This window comes from Pseudomonas migulae, from assembly GCF_043225285.1.
In the GTDB taxonomy this organism is placed as follows: Bacteria; Pseudomonadota; Gammaproteobacteria; order Pseudomonadales; family Pseudomonadaceae; genus Aquipseudomonas; species Aquipseudomonas migulae_C.
This window is the reverse complement of record NZ_CP171224.1, coordinates 2,965,544-2,983,589: the sequence shown is the minus strand read 5'-3', so window position 1 is coordinate 2,983,589 and position 18,046 is coordinate 2,965,544. Positions and strand designations below refer to the sequence as shown.

General features: G+C 60.6%; 20 protein-coding genes. 14 read left to right on the top strand and 6 right to left on the bottom strand.

All coding sequences use genetic code 11. From position 1 onward, the window contains the following. Positions 1 to 179: 179 nt before the first annotated feature. From tauA to tauD, 4 genes are read left to right on the top strand one after another with little or no spacing between them, the layout of a single operon-like run. Complete coding sequence (tauA, locus tag ACF6ZU_RS13850; RefSeq protein ID WP_392893309.1) at positions 180 to 1,157, top strand: taurine ABC transporter substrate-binding protein; 978 nt, start codon at positions 180 to 182, stop codon at positions 1,155 to 1,157. 16 nt (positions 1,158 to 1,173) lie between these two features. Then, positions 1,174 to 1,968, top strand: a complete 795-nt coding sequence (gene tauB, locus ACF6ZU_RS13845) for a taurine ABC transporter ATP-binding subunit (RefSeq protein WP_392893308.1) — start codon at positions 1,174 to 1,176, stop codon at positions 1,966 to 1,968. Beyond that, entirely contained in the window at positions 1,965 to 2,798 is an 834-nt protein-coding gene (gene tauC, locus ACF6ZU_RS13840) for a taurine ABC transporter permease TauC (RefSeq protein ID WP_392893306.1), read from the top strand. The genes tauB and tauC overlap by 4 nt, the downstream gene beginning before the upstream one ends. Positions 2,799 to 2,853: 55 nt before the next feature. Then, positions 2,854 to 3,696, top strand: a complete 843-nt coding sequence (gene tauD / locus ACF6ZU_RS13835; protein WP_392893304.1) for a taurine dioxygenase — start codon at positions 2,854 to 2,856, stop codon at positions 3,694 to 3,696. Positions 3,697 to 3,860: 164 nt separating this feature from the next. Here tauD and mgrA read toward each other — a convergent pair whose 3' ends face one another. From mgrA to ACF6ZU_RS13815, 4 genes are all read right to left on the bottom strand, one after another. Then, the gene (gene mgrA / locus ACF6ZU_RS13830) at positions 3,861 to 4,898 is read right to left on the bottom strand and encodes an L-glyceraldehyde 3-phosphate reductase (RefSeq protein ID WP_392893302.1); all 1,038 of its coding nucleotides are present in this window, start codon (positions 4,896 to 4,898) and stop codon (positions 3,861 to 3,863) included. 161 nt (positions 4,899 to 5,059) lie between these two features. Further along, positions 5,060 to 5,524 (bottom strand): type II toxin-antitoxin system HicB family antitoxin, encoded by a 465-nt coding sequence (locus ACF6ZU_RS13825; RefSeq protein ID WP_392893300.1) that lies wholly within the window; start codon positions 5,522 to 5,524, stop codon positions 5,060 to 5,062. Beyond that, the gene (locus ACF6ZU_RS13820; RefSeq protein ID WP_392893298.1) at positions 5,521 to 5,703 is read right to left on the bottom strand and encodes a type II toxin-antitoxin system HicA family toxin; all 183 of its coding nucleotides are present in this window, start codon (positions 5,701 to 5,703) and stop codon (positions 5,521 to 5,523) included. Before ACF6ZU_RS13820 ends, ACF6ZU_RS13825 begins: the two co-directional genes overlap by 4 nt. A gap of 129 nt (positions 5,704 to 5,832) precedes the next feature. Then, entirely contained in the window at positions 5,833 to 6,723 is an 891-nt protein-coding gene (locus tag ACF6ZU_RS13815; RefSeq protein ID WP_392893297.1) for a LysR family transcriptional regulator, read from the bottom strand. 130 nt (positions 6,724 to 6,853) lie between these two features. On the opposite strand from ACF6ZU_RS13815, the gene ACF6ZU_RS13810 reads away from it, so the two are divergent. Genes ACF6ZU_RS13810 through ACF6ZU_RS13790 form a run of 5 tightly spaced genes read left to right on the top strand, consistent with a single transcriptional unit; the run spans position 6,854 to position 9,841 of the window. Further along, complete coding sequence (locus ACF6ZU_RS13810) at positions 6,854 to 7,594, top strand: SDR family oxidoreductase (protein ID WP_392893296.1); 741 nt, start codon at positions 6,854 to 6,856, stop codon at positions 7,592 to 7,594. A gap of 31 nt (positions 7,595 to 7,625) precedes the next feature. Beyond that, positions 7,626 to 8,132: a DUF1097 domain-containing protein gene (locus ACF6ZU_RS13805; RefSeq protein ID WP_392893294.1), complete on the top strand. Its 507-nt coding sequence runs from the start codon at positions 7,626 to 7,628 to the stop codon at positions 8,130 to 8,132. A 30-nt stretch (positions 8,133 to 8,162) separates the two neighbouring features. After that, positions 8,163 to 9,059: an SDR family oxidoreductase gene (locus tag ACF6ZU_RS13800; RefSeq protein WP_392893292.1), complete on the top strand. Its 897-nt coding sequence runs from the start codon at positions 8,163 to 8,165 to the stop codon at positions 9,057 to 9,059. 31 nt (positions 9,060 to 9,090) lie between these two features. Continuing rightward, a complete protein-coding gene (locus ACF6ZU_RS13795; protein WP_392893291.1) occupies positions 9,091 to 9,558 on the top strand; it encodes a DoxX family protein in 468 nt (155 codons plus the stop codon). A gap of 22 nt (positions 9,559 to 9,580) precedes the next feature. Further along, on the top strand, positions 9,581 to 9,841 hold the full coding sequence (locus tag ACF6ZU_RS13790) for a hypothetical protein (protein ID WP_392893289.1): 261 nt from the start codon (positions 9,581 to 9,583) through the stop codon (positions 9,839 to 9,841). 2 nt (positions 9,842 to 9,843) lie between these two features. Here the strand turns inward: ACF6ZU_RS13790 and betT are convergent, their stop codons facing one another. Both betT and epsC read right to left on the bottom strand, forming a co-directional pair. Next, the gene (betT, locus tag ACF6ZU_RS13785) at positions 9,844 to 11,799 is read right to left on the bottom strand and encodes a choline transporter BetT (RefSeq protein ID WP_392893802.1); all 1,956 of its coding nucleotides are present in this window, start codon (positions 11,797 to 11,799) and stop codon (positions 9,844 to 9,846) included. Between the two features lie 411 nt (positions 11,800 to 12,210). Then, positions 12,211 to 13,137 (bottom strand): serine O-acetyltransferase EpsC, encoded by a 927-nt coding sequence (epsC, locus tag ACF6ZU_RS13780; protein WP_392893288.1) that lies wholly within the window; start codon positions 13,135 to 13,137, stop codon positions 12,211 to 12,213. A gap of 192 nt (positions 13,138 to 13,329) precedes the next feature. Here epsC and ACF6ZU_RS13775 point away from each other — a divergent pair, with 192 nt between their 5' ends. The 5 genes from ACF6ZU_RS13775 to ACF6ZU_RS13755 all read left to right on the top strand — a co-directional run bounded on the left by ACF6ZU_RS13775 (position 13,330) and on the right by ACF6ZU_RS13755 (position 18,034). Next, positions 13,330 to 14,322 carry a D-cysteine desulfhydrase gene (locus tag ACF6ZU_RS13775; protein ID WP_392893285.1) on the top strand — a complete coding sequence of 331 codons (993 nt, stop codon included), beginning with the start codon at positions 13,330 to 13,332 and terminating at the stop codon, positions 14,320 to 14,322. Positions 14,323 to 14,621: 299 nt separating this feature from the next. Then, positions 14,622 to 15,422, top strand: a complete 801-nt coding sequence (tcyJ, locus tag ACF6ZU_RS13770) for a cystine ABC transporter substrate-binding protein (protein ID WP_392893284.1) — start codon at positions 14,622 to 14,624, stop codon at positions 15,420 to 15,422. Then, positions 15,422 to 16,087: a cystine ABC transporter permease gene (tcyL, locus tag ACF6ZU_RS13765; protein ID WP_392893282.1), complete on the top strand. Its 666-nt coding sequence runs from the start codon at positions 15,422 to 15,424 to the stop codon at positions 16,085 to 16,087. Before tcyJ ends, tcyL begins: the two co-directional genes overlap by 1 nt. Positions 16,088 to 16,091: 4 nt before the next feature. Then, complete coding sequence (gene tcyN, locus ACF6ZU_RS13760; protein ID WP_392893281.1) at positions 16,092 to 16,847, top strand: L-cystine ABC transporter ATP-binding protein TcyN; 756 nt, start codon at positions 16,092 to 16,094, stop codon at positions 16,845 to 16,847. A 437-nt stretch (positions 16,848 to 17,284) separates the two neighbouring features. Continuing rightward, on the top strand, positions 17,285 to 18,034 hold the full coding sequence (locus tag ACF6ZU_RS13755; RefSeq protein WP_392893279.1) for a hypothetical protein: 750 nt from the start codon (positions 17,285 to 17,287) through the stop codon (positions 18,032 to 18,034). Positions 18,035 to 18,046: the final 12 nt, after the last annotated feature.

The window sequence follows — 18,046 nt, the reverse complement described above, 5'->3', positions numbered from 1 at the left end:
ACCGCAAGCCTCAAGGGCCTCATCGCCGGCAAGCCGGCTCCTACGAGGAGTTGCGCGATAATGGCATTTAGAATCTTCCGCTCATAAGCTAATTCGAAAAGGTTATTTATTTTCGGATTCTTAGATCATTTAGTCTCCTCTCACGCCGACTCTCGGTCCGCCTGATATGGAGCTTCCCCATGAAACTGCACTTCCCTCTTCGCCTCCTGGCGGCCGCGTCGTTGGCTGCAGCGAGTTTGTTTGCCCAGGCGGCCGACGTCACTGTCGCCTACCAGACTACCGTTGACCCGGCGAAAGTCGCCCAGGCCGACGGCGCTTACGAAAAAGCCACCAACGCCAAGATCGACTGGCGCAAATTCGATAACGGTGCCGACATCATCGCCGCCATCGCCTCCGGTGACGTGCAGATCGGTTACCTCGGTTCCAGCCCGCTGACGGCTGCAATCACTCGCAAAGTCCCGGTAGAAACCTTCCTCATCGCCACCCAGATCGGCGCCGCTGAAGCGCTGGTCGCCCGCGACGGTTCCGGGATCAAGACGCCACAAGACCTGATCGGCAAGAAAATCGCCGTGCCGTTCGTTTCCACCGGCCACTACAGCCTGCTCGCCGCGCTGAAGCACTGGAACATCGACCCGTCGAAAGTCACCGTCCTCAACCTCGCGCCACCCGCCATCATCGCGGCGTGGAAACGCGGTGATATCGACGCTACCTACGTTTGGGACCCGGCGCTCGGCGTGGCCAAGGAAAACGGCAAAGTGCTGATCACCTCCGGCGAACTGGCCAAGTTCGGCGCCCCGACCTTCGATGCCTGGATCGTGCGCAAAGACTTCGCCGAGAAGCACCCTGAAATCGTCACCGCATTCGCCAAGGTCACCCTCGACGCCTACGCCGATTACCGCAAAGACCCGAAAGCCTGGCTCGCCAATCAATCCAACGTCGACAAGCTGGTGAAGCTGTCCGGTGCCAAGGCCAGCGACATTCCGCTGCTGCTGCAAGGCAACGTCTACCCGCTGGCGGCTGACCAGGTCATCACCCTCGGCGCGCCGACCACCAAAGCCATCACCGACACCGCCGTGTTCCTGAAAGAACAAGGCAAGGTCGAAGCTGTGCTACCGGACTACGCGCCGTACGTCAGCGCCAAGTTCATCACCAACTGATCGGGAGTTCATTGCGATGGCTTTGCTACAGCTGGAGCGCATCAGCGCACAGTACCCCGGTAGCCCGGAACCGGTATTGGCGGATATTTCCCTGAGCCTCGGGCCCCAGCAGTTGCTGGTCGCCCTCGGCCCCTCCGGCAGTGGCAAGACTTCGCTGTTGAATTTGATTGCCGGTTTCGTCGAGCCCAGCGCCGGGCGCATCACCCTCGACGGCGTGCCGGTCAAAGGCCCGAGCGCCGAACGCGGCGTGGTGTTCCAGGACGACGCCTTGCTGCCTTGGCAGGACGTGCTGGCCAACGTCGGTTTCGGTCTCGAACTGGCCGGCGTGTCCCGGGAAAAACGCGAAATTCGCGCCCGGGAAATGCTCGCCCTGGTCGACCTTTCCGGTTTCGAACACCGGCGTATCTGGCAGCTCTCGGGCGGCCAGAAACAACGTGTCGGCCTGGCCCGCGCCCTCGCCGCCGACCCGCGCGTCTTGCTGATGGATGAACCCTTCGGTGCCCTCGACGCTTTCACCCGCGAACAGATGCAGGAGCTGCTGCTGCAAGTCTGGCAGCGCACCGCCAAACCGGTTTTCCTGATTACCCACGACATTGAGGAAGCGGTGTTTCTCGCCACGGACCTGATTTTGCTGGCGCCAAATCCGGGGCAAATCGTCGAGCGCCTGAGCCTGGATTTCGGTCAGCGTTACGCCGCCGGTGAGTCGGCACGGGCGATCAAGTCCGACCCGCGCTTCATCGAAACCCGCGAACACGTGCTCGCCAAAGTGTTTAACCAACGCAGCGCCGCCACGCGGCAGGAGCGCGCATGAGCAGCTATGAAATTCCCGCCGTCACGGTAAAACCCGGATCGACCGCGATTCCGGTGCGTCGCAGTTTGAGCACACGCTGGATCAGCGTACTGACCCTGGTCGCACTGGTTGCCCTGTGGTGGGCTGTCACCGCGACAGGGGTGATTGAGCCGCTGTTCCTGCCACCGCCGTCCGCCGTGCTGCAAAAGGGCTGGCTGCTGCTGACCACCGGCTACATGGATTCAACGTTGTGGCAGCACTTGGGCGCGAGTCTCAGCCGGATCGGCCTGGGCCTCGGCTTCGCCGTGTTAACCGCTGTGCCGGTCGGTATTGCGATCGGTGCCAACCGCATCGCTCGCGGCATTCTCGATCCGCTGATCGAGTTCTACCGTCCGATTCCGCCATTGGCCTATCTGCCGCTGATCGTCATCTGGTGCGGCATTGGCGAGTTGTCGAAAGTCCTGCTGATCTACCTGGCGATTTTTGCCCCGATCGCCATCGCGACCGCCACTGGCGTGCGCACTGTCGACCCGGCCAAATTGCGCGCCGCGCAGTCCTTGGGCGCGACCCGGGCGCAGCTGATTCGCCATGTGATTTTGCCGAGCGCCTTGCCGGACATTTTGACCGGTGTGCGCATCGGTCTCGGTGTGGGCTGGTCGACCCTGGTCGCCGCCGAGCTGATCGCCGCTACCAGCGGCCTGGGCTTCATGGTGCAGTCGGCCGCGCAGTTCCTGGTCACCGATGTGGTGGTGCTGGGGATTCTGGTGATTGCGCTGATCGCCTTCGCCATGGAGATGGGCTTGCGTGCACTGCAACGCAAACTGGTGCCGTGGCACGGCCAGGCTCACTAAAGACTTGTCATTGACCATGCCGACAGATCGGCACCCCGGATTGAAGAGAACCACCATGAGCCACCTGACCATCGTCCCCCTCAGCTCCGCGCTCGGTGCGCAAATCAGCGGTATCGACATCAGTCAGCCGCTGAACCTGGAACAGCGCGATACCATCGAGCAGGCATTGCTCAAGCATCAGGTGCTGTTCTTCCGCAACCAGCCGATCACGCCACAGCAGCAGGCGCGATTCGCCGCCCATTTCGGCGACCTGCACATTCACCCGATCTACCCGAATGTGCCGGAGCAGCCGGAAGTGCTGATCCTCGACACCGCCGTCACCGACGTGCGCGACAACGCCATCTGGCACACCGACGTGACCTTCCTGCCGACCCCGGCGATGGGCGCGGTGCTCAGCGCAAAACTGCTGCCGGAGTTTGGCGGCGACACGTTGTGGGCCAGCGGCATTGCAGCCTATGAAGCGCTGTCCGCGCCGATGAAAAGTCTGCTGGAAGGCCTGACCGCGACACACGATTTCACCCGTTCGTTTCCGCTGGAGCGCTATGGCAACACCCCGGAAGCATTGGCGCAGTGGGAAGAGGCACGCCGCAAGAATCCACCGTTATCGCACCCGGTAATTCGTACGCATCCGGTGAGCGGGCGTCGTTCGCTGTTCGTCAACGAAGGGTTCACGTCGAAGATCAATGAACTGTCGGAAACCGAGAGCGAGGCGATTCTGAAGCTGCTGTTCGCCCACACCACGCGGCCGGAATTCACCATTCGCTGGCGTTGGCAGCTTGACGATATCGCGTTCTGGGACAACCGCGTGACGCAGCATTACGCGGTGGATGACTACCGGCCGGCGCGGCGGGTGATGCAGCGGGCGACGGTGTTGGGGGATGTGCCGTTCTTCCGGTAACCCCTGTTTTTGCATTGGCTATTCTGACCCCATCGCGAGCAGGGCTCACTCCTACAGAGTTATCGGCTGGCCACACATTTTGTGATCAACCCTAACCCCCCTGTAGGAGCGAGCCTGCTCGCGATAGCGGTATGACAGGCGCCGGATACGCCGGCGCCGAACACTTACTCAGCCGTCGAAGGCTTCTCCCAAAGATTGATCCCGCCTTCCTGGGCAAACCGGTCAATCTCCGCCAGTTCTTCTGCACTGAAGCTCAAATTTTTCAACGCCCCGACGTTCTCGATGATCTGCTCCGGCCGGCTCGCGCCGATCAGCGCCGAAGTCACGCGCGTATCGCGCAGCGTCCACGCCAGCGCCAGTTGCGCCAGGCTCTGGCCGCGACGCTTGGCGATCTCGTTGAGCCCGCGCACATGGGCGATGTTGGCCTCGGACAGGTGCGACGACTGCAACGACCCACCGCCCGGACGATTGACCCGCGCATCCTTCGGGATGCCATTGAGGTACTTGTCGGTCAACAAGCCCTGCGCCAACGGCGTGAAAGCAATCACGCCGGTACCCAGTTCGTCGGTGACATCCAGCAGGTCTTTTTCCACCCAACGATTGAGCAGGTTGTATGCCGGCTGGTGAATCAGCAACGGCACTTTCCACTCTTTCAACAGCGCCGCCATTTCACGGGTTTTCACCCCGGAATACGACGAGATGCCGATGTACAGCGCCTTACCCTGCTGCACCGCCGTGGCCAATGCGCTGGCGGTTTCTTCCAGCGGCGTGTCCGCGTCGAAGCGGTGCGAATAGAAAATATCCACATACTCCACGCCCAGACGCTGCAGGCTCTGGTCGAGGCTGGCCAGCACGTATTTACGCGAGCCACCGCCTTGCCCGTAAGGGCCGGGCCACATGTCCCAACCGGCCTTGCTCGAAATGATCAGCTCGTCGCGGTACTGCTTGAAATCTTCGCGCAGCAAACGGCCGAAATTGATTTCGGCGCTGCCGTACGGCGGGCCGTAGTTGTTGGCCAGGTCGAAGTGGTTGATCCCATGATCGAACGCCGTGCGCAGCAACGCGCGCTGGGTGTCGATCGGCGTGCTGTCACCGAAGTTGTGCCACAAGCCCAGGGACAACGCCGGCAGTACCAGACCGCTGCGACCGACGCGGCGGTAAGGGATGGAGTCGTAGCGGTTTTCGGCAGCGGTGTAAGTCATCGAATCCTCTCTTGTCTGTCTTGAATTTGGCATCGACTGCTTCGCAAGTTGCCCAGCATACGCCCAGACAAACGTCGATAAACCCCAGACAGGAGAAAATGCTGAAACGTTTCACAGATTTCGAAATTGACCGCTCCGGCGCCTGATACCAGGATTCGGATTTATGCCGACAGTTCACGCAACGCAGCAGCCGCCAGGAACCCGGATCTGGAGCTATAACGCTGATCCCGCCTGACTGTCTGGTCGATACGCTCCAGCAACTGCTCAGGCAACGTAGCGTTGAAGCGCACCGATTTCCCGAAATATGGCGTGATGTCGAACTCGACCACACCCCATACGCCACCAGCGTAATCGGGGTTATCAATATGAGCGTCTATCTCCCGCACTTGCGGCAATGGATCACCATCGGCGACCAGCCCCTCATAGTGCAAGGACAACGCTTCCTTCACGTTTTCGAATGCCTGCGCCACCGTAGCGCCCGCAGAGAAACAACCCGGCACGTCCGGGATAATCACTCCGTATTCTGAGTCGGCATCCTTGTGCAGAACGACCGGGAATTTCATTTCGGCGAGTCCTTCCTGTGATGTTGCCTCTTCGAGGCTCTCGTTTCCGGTATCGGGCCTCATTTCAGACCCGCCTGTTTCAAAATGCTGTTGATCGTCCCTTTGGGAAGATCCGAATCAGGGTGTTTGATCGTCACCCGCCCTGCTTTGTACGAATGCTTGTACTGATGGTGGCTACCTCTCACTGCCACCAGATACCAACCATCCTCCTCGATCATCCTGATCATTTCCCGACTTCGCATTACTTCGTCCTTGTGGGCAGCAATCTGCCAAGCACTTTACGCGACGAACGCGGACTCTATACACACGATACACACCCTGACAAATATTAGACCGGCTCAACGTCACTCAGCTTGCTTGAAGACCAGCGGCTACCTGGCGCCCGCAAACACCTCCCCCAACCAATCCACAAACACCCGAACCCGTGGCGACATTTGTCGATTATGCGGATACAGCACCGAAACCGGCATCGGCGGCGGGGGCGTTTCGACCAGGACTTCCTGCACCAGTCCCTGGGCGATCAGCGTTTCCATCCGGTAATGCGGACACTGGATCAATCCCAGCCCGGCGATGGCCGAGGCGGCGTAGATTTCTGCACCGAACACCGAGATCGCGCCCTCGATGGCGACTTCCTGCAATTCTCCATCGACCATGAATTCGAACGGGAACAACTTTGCCGTGGTGCGCGAGACGTAGTTCACCGCGCGGTGATGCTTGAGGTCTTCGAGGGATTTCGGCTCGCCGTATTTGCGCAGGTAAGCCGGGCTGGCGCAGGTGATCTGGCGCAGGCTGGCCACGCGTTTGCCGATCAGCGTCGAGTCACTCAGCGTGCCGGCGCGCAGCACGCAGTCGACGCCTTCGCCGATCAGGTCGACCAGGCGATCGGCTTCGCTGATGGACAATTCGATGTCCGGATAGCGCGCCATGAATTGCGGCAACGCGGGAATGACAAAACTCTTGGCCAGCGTGCCGTGCAAATCGACTCGCAGCCGGCCCTTCGGCGCGACGCTGCGAAACGCCAGCTCAGCCTCTTCCAGCTCCGCCAGCAATTGCACGCAGCGCAAGTAGTACGCTTCGCCGTCCAGCGTCGGACGCACCTTGCGCGTGCTGCGCTCCAGCAAACGCGTGCCCAGCCAGGCTTCGAACTGGTTCAGCGTGTGGGTCAGGGTGGCGCGCGGCAGGTTCAGGTCTTCGGCGGCCAGGGTAAAGCTGCTGCGCTCGTAGATTCGCACGAACACCTTCATTGCTTTGACTTGATCCATGACGCGATCCCGGCCTTCGATTGTTGGCGATTATTGAACAGTCAAGGCAACTCTGGTGCATTTATCAGCCTGAGTAAACATGTGAGTCTGGCTTCACCCCAAGCAGACACCTTTCAAAGGAACCACCGCCATGACTACTCAAACGTCGAAAGTTGCCCTCGTCACCGGCGCCTCCCGCGGCATCGGCGCGATCATCGCCAGACAGCTGGCCAGCGAAGGTTTCGCCGTCGCCATCAACTACGCCAGCAGCGCCACCGAAGCCTCGAAACTGGTGGTTGAACTGCGCCAGGCCGGCCATCAAGCCATAGCGATCAAGGCTGACGTCGCCAGTGCCGACGACGTGCGCCGGATGTTCGATGAAACCGAAACACAACTGGGCAAGGTCGATGTGCTGGTCAACAACGCCGGCATCCTCAAAGTGATGCCGCTGGCGCAGCACACGGACGAACTGTTCGATCAGAACTTCAACATCCATGCCCGCGGCACCTTCAACACCCTGCGTGAAGCGGCCACGCGCCTGAACGCTGGCGGTCGCATCATCAATTTCTCCAGCAGCACCGTCGGCATGAACCTGCCGGGCTACGCCGTGTACATCGCCAGCAAAGCGGCGGTGGAGTCCCTGACCCAGGTATTCGCCAAGGAAATGCGCGGTCGCAACATCACCGTCAACGCCGTCGCGCCGGGCCCGGTCGCGACCGACCTGTTTTTGCATGGCAAGAGCGAGGAGCAGATCCAGAACTTCGCGAAGATGGCGCCGCTGGAACGTCTGGGTCAGCCGAAAGACATTTCTCGCGTGGTGTCTTTCCTGGTCGGTCCGGATTCGGGATGGGTCAACGGGCAGATTCTGCGCGTCAACGGCGGTCTCGTCTGAGCCGCCTCACCCGGTCAAGGAGTAGAAAACCATGAATCTTCCAGGCAACACCGCCCACACCGGGCAATCCAGACTGATGTTTACATCGTTCACCGCAGTGGCCGCTTTCACTGCCGCGCTGGCTGCAGGCTCCAGTTTGTTGCTGGCCCTGCCTGTCTGGGCAATGTTTGTCGGCTGGGTAGCGTTCTTCAGCCGAGGCCTGACCTTACGCGACGGCCTGGTGAATCTCTGCTGTGTGCTGACGGGCATTGTTTTCGGCATGGGTGCGGCGCTGAGCATCGGAGCACTGGCGCCCACGCTCGGCCTGTTTGCTTTGCCGGTCGTGGTGTTTGGCGTGGCAATGATTGTGGTGTCGCTACGGGCCAGCCGGACGATGAACAACATCATCGCTTACTTTCTCGGCCTGATCGCCTACTTCGCCTCGCATCTGGAGCCTTCCCTTGAAAGCTTTGCTGAGCTGGGCGGTGCCGGCACCCTCGGTTCCTTCGCCGCATGGCTGTCCCACCTCGCTCAACAGCGCCTTCTCCATCGAGCCTGAAACCACCCCCACTGTGCAGAGATCAACGCCATGAAATCCGTCATTTTGATTACCGGTGCCTCCAGCGGTTTTGGTGCACTGACTGCCCGCGCGCTCGCCGACGCCGGCCACACTGTCTATGCCAGCATGCGTGAAACGCTGGGTCGCAATGCGCCCCATGTAACTGAAGTGCAGCGCTACGCCGACGAGCATCGGGTAGATCTGCGCAGCGTCGAACTGGACGTGGCGTCCAGCGAATCGGTCGAGGCCGGGGTCGCGAAAATTATTGAAGACTGCGTCCGGCTGGACGTGATCATTCACAACGCCGGGCACATGTCGTTCGGACCCGCCGAGGCCTTTACTCCCGAACAGTTCGCCCAGCTTTACGACATCAACGTGCTGAGTACCCAGCGGGTCAACCGCGCAGCCTTGCCGCAGCTGCGCAAACAGGGCCGGGGCCTGCTGTTGTGGATATCTTCCAGCAGTGCTCGCGGCGGTACTCCGCCGTATCTGGCACCCTACTTTGCGGCCAAGGCTGCGATGGATTCGCTGGCGGTGTCCTACGCCGGTGAGTTGGCGCGATGGGGCGTGGAAACCTCGATTATCGTGCCGGGCGCCTTCACCAAAGGCACCAACCACTTTGTGCACTCCGGCTCGCCTGCCGATCAGGCCCGCGCCGCGCAATACGATGAAGGTCCGTATGCCGGCGTCCCGGATCAGGCACTCAAAGGTCTGGCTGCGCTGGAACCCGCTGATGCCGACGTTGGCGAAGTGGCCAGCGCGATCGTCGAGATCGTCGGCATGCCGTTCGGCACCCGCCCGTTCCGCAAGCACATCGACCCGTCCGAGGACGGCGCGGAAATCGTCAACGCCATGGCCGATCGGGTACGCGCCGAGATGTTTCGCCGCATCGGTCTGGAAGACCTGTTGAAGCCGACGCAGCGCTAACGCCTGCCTTACCCCTTGCCCCGGAGCTCCCATGCGCCAGAACCCGACGTTGCTTATTCCGGCCCTTGCGCCGCTTTATCGCCTCGGCGAACCCGTTTCCCATGCGCTACTCCGCGCGGCATACGGGGTCATCATGATCACTCACGGCCTGCCCAAACTGCTGGGCCAGCCCCACGGTACGATGGCCGACCCGATGGCCGCGTCGATCAACCTGATCCAGAACGTCCTGCACCTGCCATTGCCAGGCCTGATTGGCCTGCTGGTGGCGTTGCTGGAAGGTGTCGGCGGACTGTTGCTGGTGCTGGGGCTGGGCACGCGCCTGCTGGCGGCGATGATGGGTATCCAGATGCTGACAATCGCCAGTATTCTCGGACCGACCTGGCCGTGGATCGACCGCGGCATCGAATACCCGGTGCTGATGGCATTTGTGTCGCTGTACATCCTGTTTCGCGGAGCGGGGCGCTACTCACTCGACCACACTCTAGGTCGGGAACTCTGAAAGTCTTTGCGAGGACTTCACCATGCACACCACGATCATCATCACTTTCGGCCTGGTCCTCCTGGCGCTGATGCTGTTCATCGGCGAGAAGATCGGCTTCAGCCGCCAGACGCTGACCTACAGCTTCATCGTGCTGTGGCTGGCCCTGACGATGATCAACGGCGCCATCGGCGTGGTCACTGCCGGCCAGCCCGTGACGACGGAGCTGGTGGTCGGCAGTATCGTGTTCAGCGTGCCGGTGGCGGCGCTGGTGCTGTTCATGGTGATGACCAGCGAGGCCTGACGTCAGCGCACCAGGTGCAGGAACTGCAGGTGCCGCTCGTACTGGTCGAGGATGTCGTTGATGATCTGATCCTTGGTGTAACCCACCAGATCGTAGTCCTGGCTGCCCTCGCTCAAATGCACTTCGGCCCGGTAGTACCGGCGATTGTTGAGTTCCTTGGAACCCATGCCGCCACGGGCGAACGATGGCGTGAAGTAGCCACGCATCTGCACCTGATAGATGAACGGATGCTGCTCGCCATGACCGATTTCGAGGCTGACGCTGTCGTTGGCCGGATCGGGTTGGGTGATCACGTTCAAACCCTTCTCGACGAACACCGCCGACACCTCTTCAATCGCCGGGCGCACCGTCGTATCGAGGAAACGATAGACCTCGTCCCGCGACGGGAAATGCACTGCCTGACTCAGGCGCTGACGCCATCCGCCACGTCGCGAACCGGACACCGGCGCCAGGGAATGCAGCTGCGCAATCTGCTTCTGTGATTCCAGATAGAACGCTTTATGCAAGCCCCACATCATCAGCAGCAAAATCATCGAGAACGGCAGCGAGGTCAGCACCACCGCCGACTTCAGCGCATCGATGCTGCCGGAGAACAGCAGCGCACTGGTCACCAGCGCGGTCATCGCGCCCCAGAACACCCGCAGCCATTTCGGCCCGTCTTCATCGGGGTTGCCGCCCTTGGCCGAGAGCGTCGACAACACCACGGTGCCGGAGTCGGCCGAGGTGACGAAGAACACGAAGCTGATGAACACCGTGACCGCAATCACGGTTTTGCTCCACGGGTAGGTTTCCAGCAGCAGGTAGAGGCTCATCGACGGGTTGTCGATAGCCGACAGGCCGAGCGCGCTCATGCCGTGGTTGAGCACTAGATCGATGGCGCTGTTGCCGAAGATCGACATCCACGCGAGGGTGAAACCGAGCGGAATCAGCAGCACGCCAAAGACGAATTCACGGATGGTCCGGCCACGGGAAATCCGTGCGATGAACAGGCCCACGAACGGCGACCACGCAATCCACCAGGCCCAATAAAACACCGTCCAGCCGCCCAGCCAGTCGCTGGGTTTGTCATAGGCGTAAAGGTCGAAACTCTTCATCGGCAACGCGCCGAGGTAGTCGCCGAGGTTCTGGATCAGGGTATTGAGCAAGTGCTGCGTGGGGCCGGCGAACAACACGAACAGCAGCAGCGCGCAGGCCAGCAGCATGTTGATGTCGGACATCACCCGCACACCCTTATCGACGCCGGACACCGCGACGATGATCGCCGCGCCCATCATCAGCGTGATCAGGCCAACCTGAATCCAGTGGGTATGCGCGATGCCGAACAGGTAGTCGAGCCCCGAGTTGAGGTGCAACACGCCGAAGCCCATGTCAGCGCCAAGGCCGAACACCGTGGCGATGATGCCGAAGCCGTCCACCGCGTAGCCGATCGGGCCGTTGATGCGTTTGCCGATCAGCGGGTACAGCGCCGATCGCAGGGCCAGCGGCAGGTTGTGACGGTAAGCGAAATAGGCCAGTGCCATGCCGACGAAGGCGAACACGCCCCAACCGTGCAGGCCCCAGTGCAGAAACAGAATCTGCATCGCCTGACGCGCCGCGTCCGCCGTACCGGCCTCGCCTTGCGGCGGTTGCGCCAGGTGGGTCAAGGGTTCGGACACGCAAAAGAAGAACAGCGTGATGCTGATCCCCGCCGCGAACAGCATGCCGGCCCACGACAGGTAACTGAATTCGGGCTCGTCGTGGTCGGCACCGAGCTTGATCTTGCCGTAGCCGGACAAGGCGGTGACCACCACGAAGACCAGATACAGCGTCATCGCGAGCATGTAGTACCAGCCGACCGTATTGGCCGCCCAGTTTTGCGCTTCGAGCAACCAGGCGCCGGCCTGTTCAGGCATGGCAATGACAACGATGCCGAACAGCAGAATGAAGGTCGCCGAGAAGTAAAACACCGGCGGATTCATGCGGACCTGGCCGCTGGCGGGGGTGGATGATGCACTCATGAAAGGTGCACCTCGAGGGGTGGAATCAGGGCAATCAATAACGGACTCGGCAAAGGCAAGCCTCCTGTTGTGAGCGGGCAGCAAACCGGCGGTTTAACTTGAATGAGCGTTCAAGTTAAACATGAATAGGGGGCTAAGGACTAATCGCAGGGCTCGACGGTACTGTTCGTACGCTAGCTCAAGGATGGATATGACGCGGGGTTTGGGGGATTCGTTCGGTGGGGAATTGGGTAAATGTCGTTATCGCGGTTTGCCTTAAGATCAATCGCGAGCAGGCTCGCTCCCACAGGGGATCTTCAGTGAATCCAGAACCATTGTGGGAGCGAGCCTGCTCGCGATGAGGTCGGAGGGAACAATCGAGATATCGGGGTTTTACTTCTGCGTCCCATCATCATGCTGCAGATTCGCCTGCGTCAGGTTCGCCCCCGCCGACACGCTGCGCGTTAGCCAGACATTGCCGCCAATGGTCGAGCCCTTGCCGATGGTGATCCGCCCCAGAATCGTCGCACCGGCGTAGATCACCACGTCATCTTCGACAATCGGATGCCGTGGATGGCCCTTCTGCAACTGGCCGTCTTCATCCGAAGGGAAGCGCTTGGCACCCAGGGTCACGGCCTGATAAATCCGCACGCGCTCACCGATGATTGCGGTCTCGCCGATCACCACGCCCGTCCCGTGATCGATGAAGAAACTGCGGCCGATCTGCGCGCCCGGGTGGATGTCGATACCGGTCGCCGAGTGGGCGATTTCGGCGCTGATCCGCGCCAGCAGTGGCAGCCCGGCGCGGTAAAGATAGTGGGCGAGACGATGGTGAATCACCGCCAGAATCCCCGGATAGCACAGCAGCACTTCGTCGACGCTGCGGGCCGCCGGGTCGCCGTGATAGGCCGCCAGCACATCGGTGTCCAGCAGGCTGCGCAGGCCCGGCAGGGCGAGGGCAAATCCTTGAATGATCTGGATGGTCTGGGCCTCGACTTCAGCGTCTGCCTGGTCACTGTGACGAGCGGCGTAACGCAGTTCGAGACGAGCCTGGGCCAGCAACGCATTCAGCGCGACGTCCAGCGTGTGACCGACGTAAAAGTCTTCACTCTCTTCGCGCAGGTCCACCGGCCCCAGGCGCATCGGAAACAAAGCACCGCACAACGCTTCAAGAATGTCCGCCATGGCCGCGCGGGAGGGCAACTCGCGACCGCCCTGCTCGCCGCTGACACGGCCGTTTTGTGCCCGCCACTGATCGCGCGCCGTGCGCAGCTGGCTGACGATGGTCTGCAATTGCCAATGGCTGGAACGCTCACTCACGGTAAAAACTCCACACGGGCGGCCGGACTGCCTGGCCGCGCTGACGGCGATTACTTTACGGCAAGGTCTCGAATCCGAATTAAGAACCGATTGTGCTGTGCTCAGCACTTTCGGCTATAAGCAATCTTGCCGGTTGCCCACCTTTATGGCCGTGCCTATAGTCCTGACATTACTCACCGCCAGTACGGACCCATGATTAAACAACAGCTCGCCCGTTTTGACCGTCTCGACCTGCTCGACCACCCGACTCCTCTGGAAAAACTCGAACGCCTGTCGGCCTGGCTGGGCCGCGACGTGTACGTCAAACGCGACGACCTGACGCCATTGGCGATGGGCGGCAACAAGCTGCGCAAACTCGAATACCTCGGTGCCGATGCACTGGCCAAGGGCGCCGACACCTTGATCACTGCCGGCGCGCTGCAATCCAACCACGTGCGCCAGACCGCCGCCCTCGCCGCCAAACTCGGCCTGGGGTGTGTCGCATTGCTGGAAAATCCGTTGGGTACCGACGACGCCAACTATCTCGGCAATGGCAATCGGCTGCTGCTCGATCTGTTCGATACCAAGGTCGAGCTGGTGGACAACCTCGACAACGCTGACGAACAGCTGGAAGCCTTGGCCGCACGCCTGCGCAGCAACGGCAAAAAACCGTACCTGGTGCCGATCGGTGGTTCGAATGCGTTGGGGGCACTGGGTTATGTGCGCGCGGGCCTGGAACTGGCCGAACAGATCAAGGACACCGGCCTGACCTTCGCCGCCGTGGTGCTGGCCTCGGGCAGCGCCGGCACCCACAGCGGCCTGGCACTCGCGCTCAGTGAAGCACTGCCGGATCTGCCGGTGATCGGCGTCACGGTTTCCCGCAGCGATGAAGATCAGCGGCCGAAAGTCCAGGGCCTGGCCGAGCGCACGGCGGCGCTGCTGGAAGTGAATCTGCCGGCCAGTTTCAAGGTCGAGCTATGGGACGAATATTTCGCTCCGCGCTATGGCGAGCCCAATGCGGGGACGCTGTCGGCGGTCAAACTGGTCGCGAGCCAGGAAGGTTTGTTGCTGGACCCGGTGTACACCGGCAAGGCCATGGCGGGGTTGCTGGACGGGATCGGGCGCCAGCGTTTTGATGAGGGGCCGATCATTTTCCTGCATACCGGTGGGGCGCCGGCGTTGTTTGCCTACGATTCGGCTTTTTAAGAGCGCTTTGCGCTCTATCGTCGGAACGCCGCCCGCCGCAAGCTGGCTCCTACAGGGTTCGCGTCGTGCACGCCCCTGTAGGAGCCGGCTTGCCGGCGATAGCGGTCTACCTATCGCATATTCATTTACGGAATAACAAACGCAATATTTATTATTTTCCTATCTATAAGCGCCATCATATAGTCACGCCGCAGGCGAATTTGCAGCGAGACGCATACGCTGCTTTAGGGCAGGATATCGCAGTCGTCCTTATCCCGATTTTGCCAACATTCCTAAAAAAGAAAACACAGGGGCTGGTCATGAATTTTTCCGCACTACGTCGAAATCTGCTGGTAGGTTCGCTGGGCCTGGCACTGAGCGCCGGTCTGCTGGGGCAAGCGGTTGCCGGTGAGCAACTGCAAAAAATCAAGGACGCTGGCGTGATCAACGTCGGCCTGGAAGGCACTTACCCTCCTTTCAGTTTCGTTGACGCTGACGGCAAACTGACCGGCTTCGAAGTCGAGTTCTCCGAAGCCCTGGCCAAAGAACTGGGCGTGAAGGTCAAGCTGCAACCGACCAAATGGGACGGCATCCTCGCGGCGCTGGAATCCAAGCGTCTGGACGCAGTGGTCAACCAGGTGACCATCTCCGAAGAGCGCAAGAAGAAGTATGACTTCTCTGAGCCGTACACCGTTTCCGGGATTCAGGCGCTGGTGCTGACCAAAAAGGCTGCGGAGCTGAACATCAAGACCGCCGCCGACCTGGGTGGCAAGAAAGTCGGCGTAGGTCTGGGCACCAACTACGAGCAGTGGGTCAAAGCCAACGTGCCGACCGCTGACGTGCGCACCTACGAAGATGATCCGAGCAAGTTCGCCGACCTGCGTAACGGCCGCACCGACGCCATCCTGATCGACCGCCTCGCCGCGCTGGAATACGCCAAGAAGGCCAAGGACACTTCCGCCGCCGGTGAAGCGTTCTCCCGTCAGGAAGCCGGTATCGCCCTGCGCAAAGGCGAGCCTGAGCTGCTGGCCGCCGTGAACAAGGCCATCGACAAGCTGCGTGCCGACGGTACGCTGAAAAAGCTTTCGGAAAAATACTTCAGCGCTGACGTCACTCAATAATGGAAGAAGCTTTCCAACTTGCGCTGGACTCCGCGCCCTTCCTGCTGAAGGGCGCGTACTACACGGTCATCCTCAGCCTGGGCGGGATGTTCTTCGGCCTGGTGATGGGGTTCGGCCTGGCGTTGATGCGCCTGTCGCGCTTCAAACTGGTGAGCTGGCTGGCCCGCATCTACGTGTCGTTCTTTCGCGGCACGCCGTTGCTGGTGCAACTGTTCGTGATCTATTACGGCTTGCCGCAATTGGGGATCGAACTGGATCCGCTGCCGGCTGCCCTGATCGGCTTCTCGCTGAACATGGCGGCCTATGCCTGTGAAATCCTGCGTGCCGCGATCAGCTCCATCGAGCGTGGCCAATGGGAAGCCGCAGCGAGTATCGGCATGACCCGCGCGCAGACCCTGCGCCGGGCCATCATCCCGCAAGCGATGCGCACCGCATTGCCGCCGCTGGGCAACAGCTTCATCTCGCTGGTCAAAGACACGGCACTGGCCGCCACCATCCAGGTGCCGGAACTGTTCCGCCAGGCGCAGCTGATTACCGCCCGGACCTTCGAAATTTTCACCATGTATCTTGCCGCCGCGCTGATCTACTGGATTCTGGCCACGGTGCTCTCGCACCTGCAGAACAAGTTGGAAGAGCGGGTCAATCGGCACGACCAGGAGTCCTGACCCCATGATTGTCGTGGAAAAACTGACAAAGCAGTTCAAGGGTCAAGTGGTGCTTAACGGCATTGATCTGGAAGTGAAGGAAGGCGAGGTGGTGGCAATCATCGGGCCGAGCGGCTCGGGGAAAACCACGTTCCTGCGTTGCCTGAATTTTCTCGAAGAACCTTCCAGCGGCCGGATCAAGGTCGGCGACATCGAGATCGATGGCAGCCGCCCGTTGAACCAGCAGCAGGGCCTGGTGCGACGCTTGCGTCAGCACGTGGGCTTCGTGTTCCAGAACTTCAACCTGTTCCCGCACCGCACCGCCCTGGAAAACGTCATCGAAGGCCCGATCATCGTCAAGAAGGTCCCGCACGCCGACGCCGTTGCCCTGGGTAAAAAGCTGCTGGCCAGGGTGGGCCTGGCGGGCAAGGAAGACGCTTACCCGCGACGCCTTTCCGGTGGTCAGCAACAGCGCGTGGCGATTGCCCGGGCGCTGGCGATGGAGCCGGAAGTGATTCTGTTCGACGAACCCACCTCCGCGCTCGATCCTGAACTGGTGGGGGAAGTGCTGGCGACCATCCGCAGCCTCGCCGAAGAGAATCGCACCATGGTGATCGTCACTCACGAAATGGGCTTTGCCCGTGACGTGGCCAACCGCGTGGTGTTCTTCGACAAGGGTGTGATCGTCGAGCAGGGCGAAGCCAAGGCACTGTTTGCCAATCCTAAAGAAGAGCGGACAAAACAGTTTCTCAGCAAGTTTCTGAACAACGGCCACAACTGAGCCTCAAGTAATAAATCCAACTTCCATGGATGGAAGTTACATTACCTCTCAACAAATCCCTCTCGAATATTCACCTCACCTTCATTATCGCGTGCGGTACATATATATGTCCCGCCACGGATAAACCTCGCCTAATATCCCAAATACAAGTAATCCTTCTCGTACGTGTGGTCTGCCTTCAACCACCACCATGTCCTGCTGATTCAGTGGTCATGTTCGACAACGCGATGAGGCTTGTTAACCCGAAAGCGTAGGAGCTTTCTGAATAACAGCTGATTCGTTACTTGGCCCGCTCATTCTATTGACAGTTATTCATGCGCGTTTATATCTAGTCTCCGGCCAATGTAATCAACCAATGCTTTGTAATAAGCATGTGTTGCCGGGCCACTCAGTTCTTTCAGAAACGGACTTCGCTGCAGGACTTCAAGGAGAAACCCATGAAAAGCATCTCGAACAAACCCGAACTCGCGGCACCGACCGTTGCGCAATCACACAAGAGCGGCATCAACATCACTTCGGCGGCGCATCTGCTGATCGACGTCGCCCCCTACCCCGGCATGGACGAGGGCGATCTGATCGAGTTGTTCTGGGACAACTGCTACGTGGCCTCCAGGGTGCTGGATGCCCATGACGTTGGCCACATGGTGGCGCTACGCGTACCGGAAAGCTTCATCGCCAACGGCTCCTCCCGCATCCACTATCGCCTCATGCAGGTCGGCCATGGGCCTGCGCTGTCACCGGCAACCCGTGTACAGATCAAGCTCGACTGCCCGGGCGGCCAGCCACCGGCGTTGTGTGGTGACGAAAACCAGCGCCTGGCACCAGTGAGCATTCCAGAGACCATCCGCCGTCAGGGGGTCAACCCGAACCAGATCAAGCGCGGCGTTCCCCTGACCATCGAGCCATACCTGAACATGGCCGCCGACGACGAAATCACCCTTCGCTGGGGCGACGTGCGCATGGACCTGCCACGCCTCAAGGCGAGCGATGTCGGCGAGCCGATTCAGGTCTGGGTGCCGCCCGCGATCATTGTTGAAGCTGGCGAAGACCTGCGCCTTGAGGTGACCTATTGCATCCTCGACCGGGTGGGCAACAACTCCCGCTGGGCACCGGCGCGCACGTTGAAAATTGGCTGCGCACCAAGGCCCGCCCTTTGTAGGAGCGAGCCTGCTCGCGATGGTGGTTAACGATAACGCTTG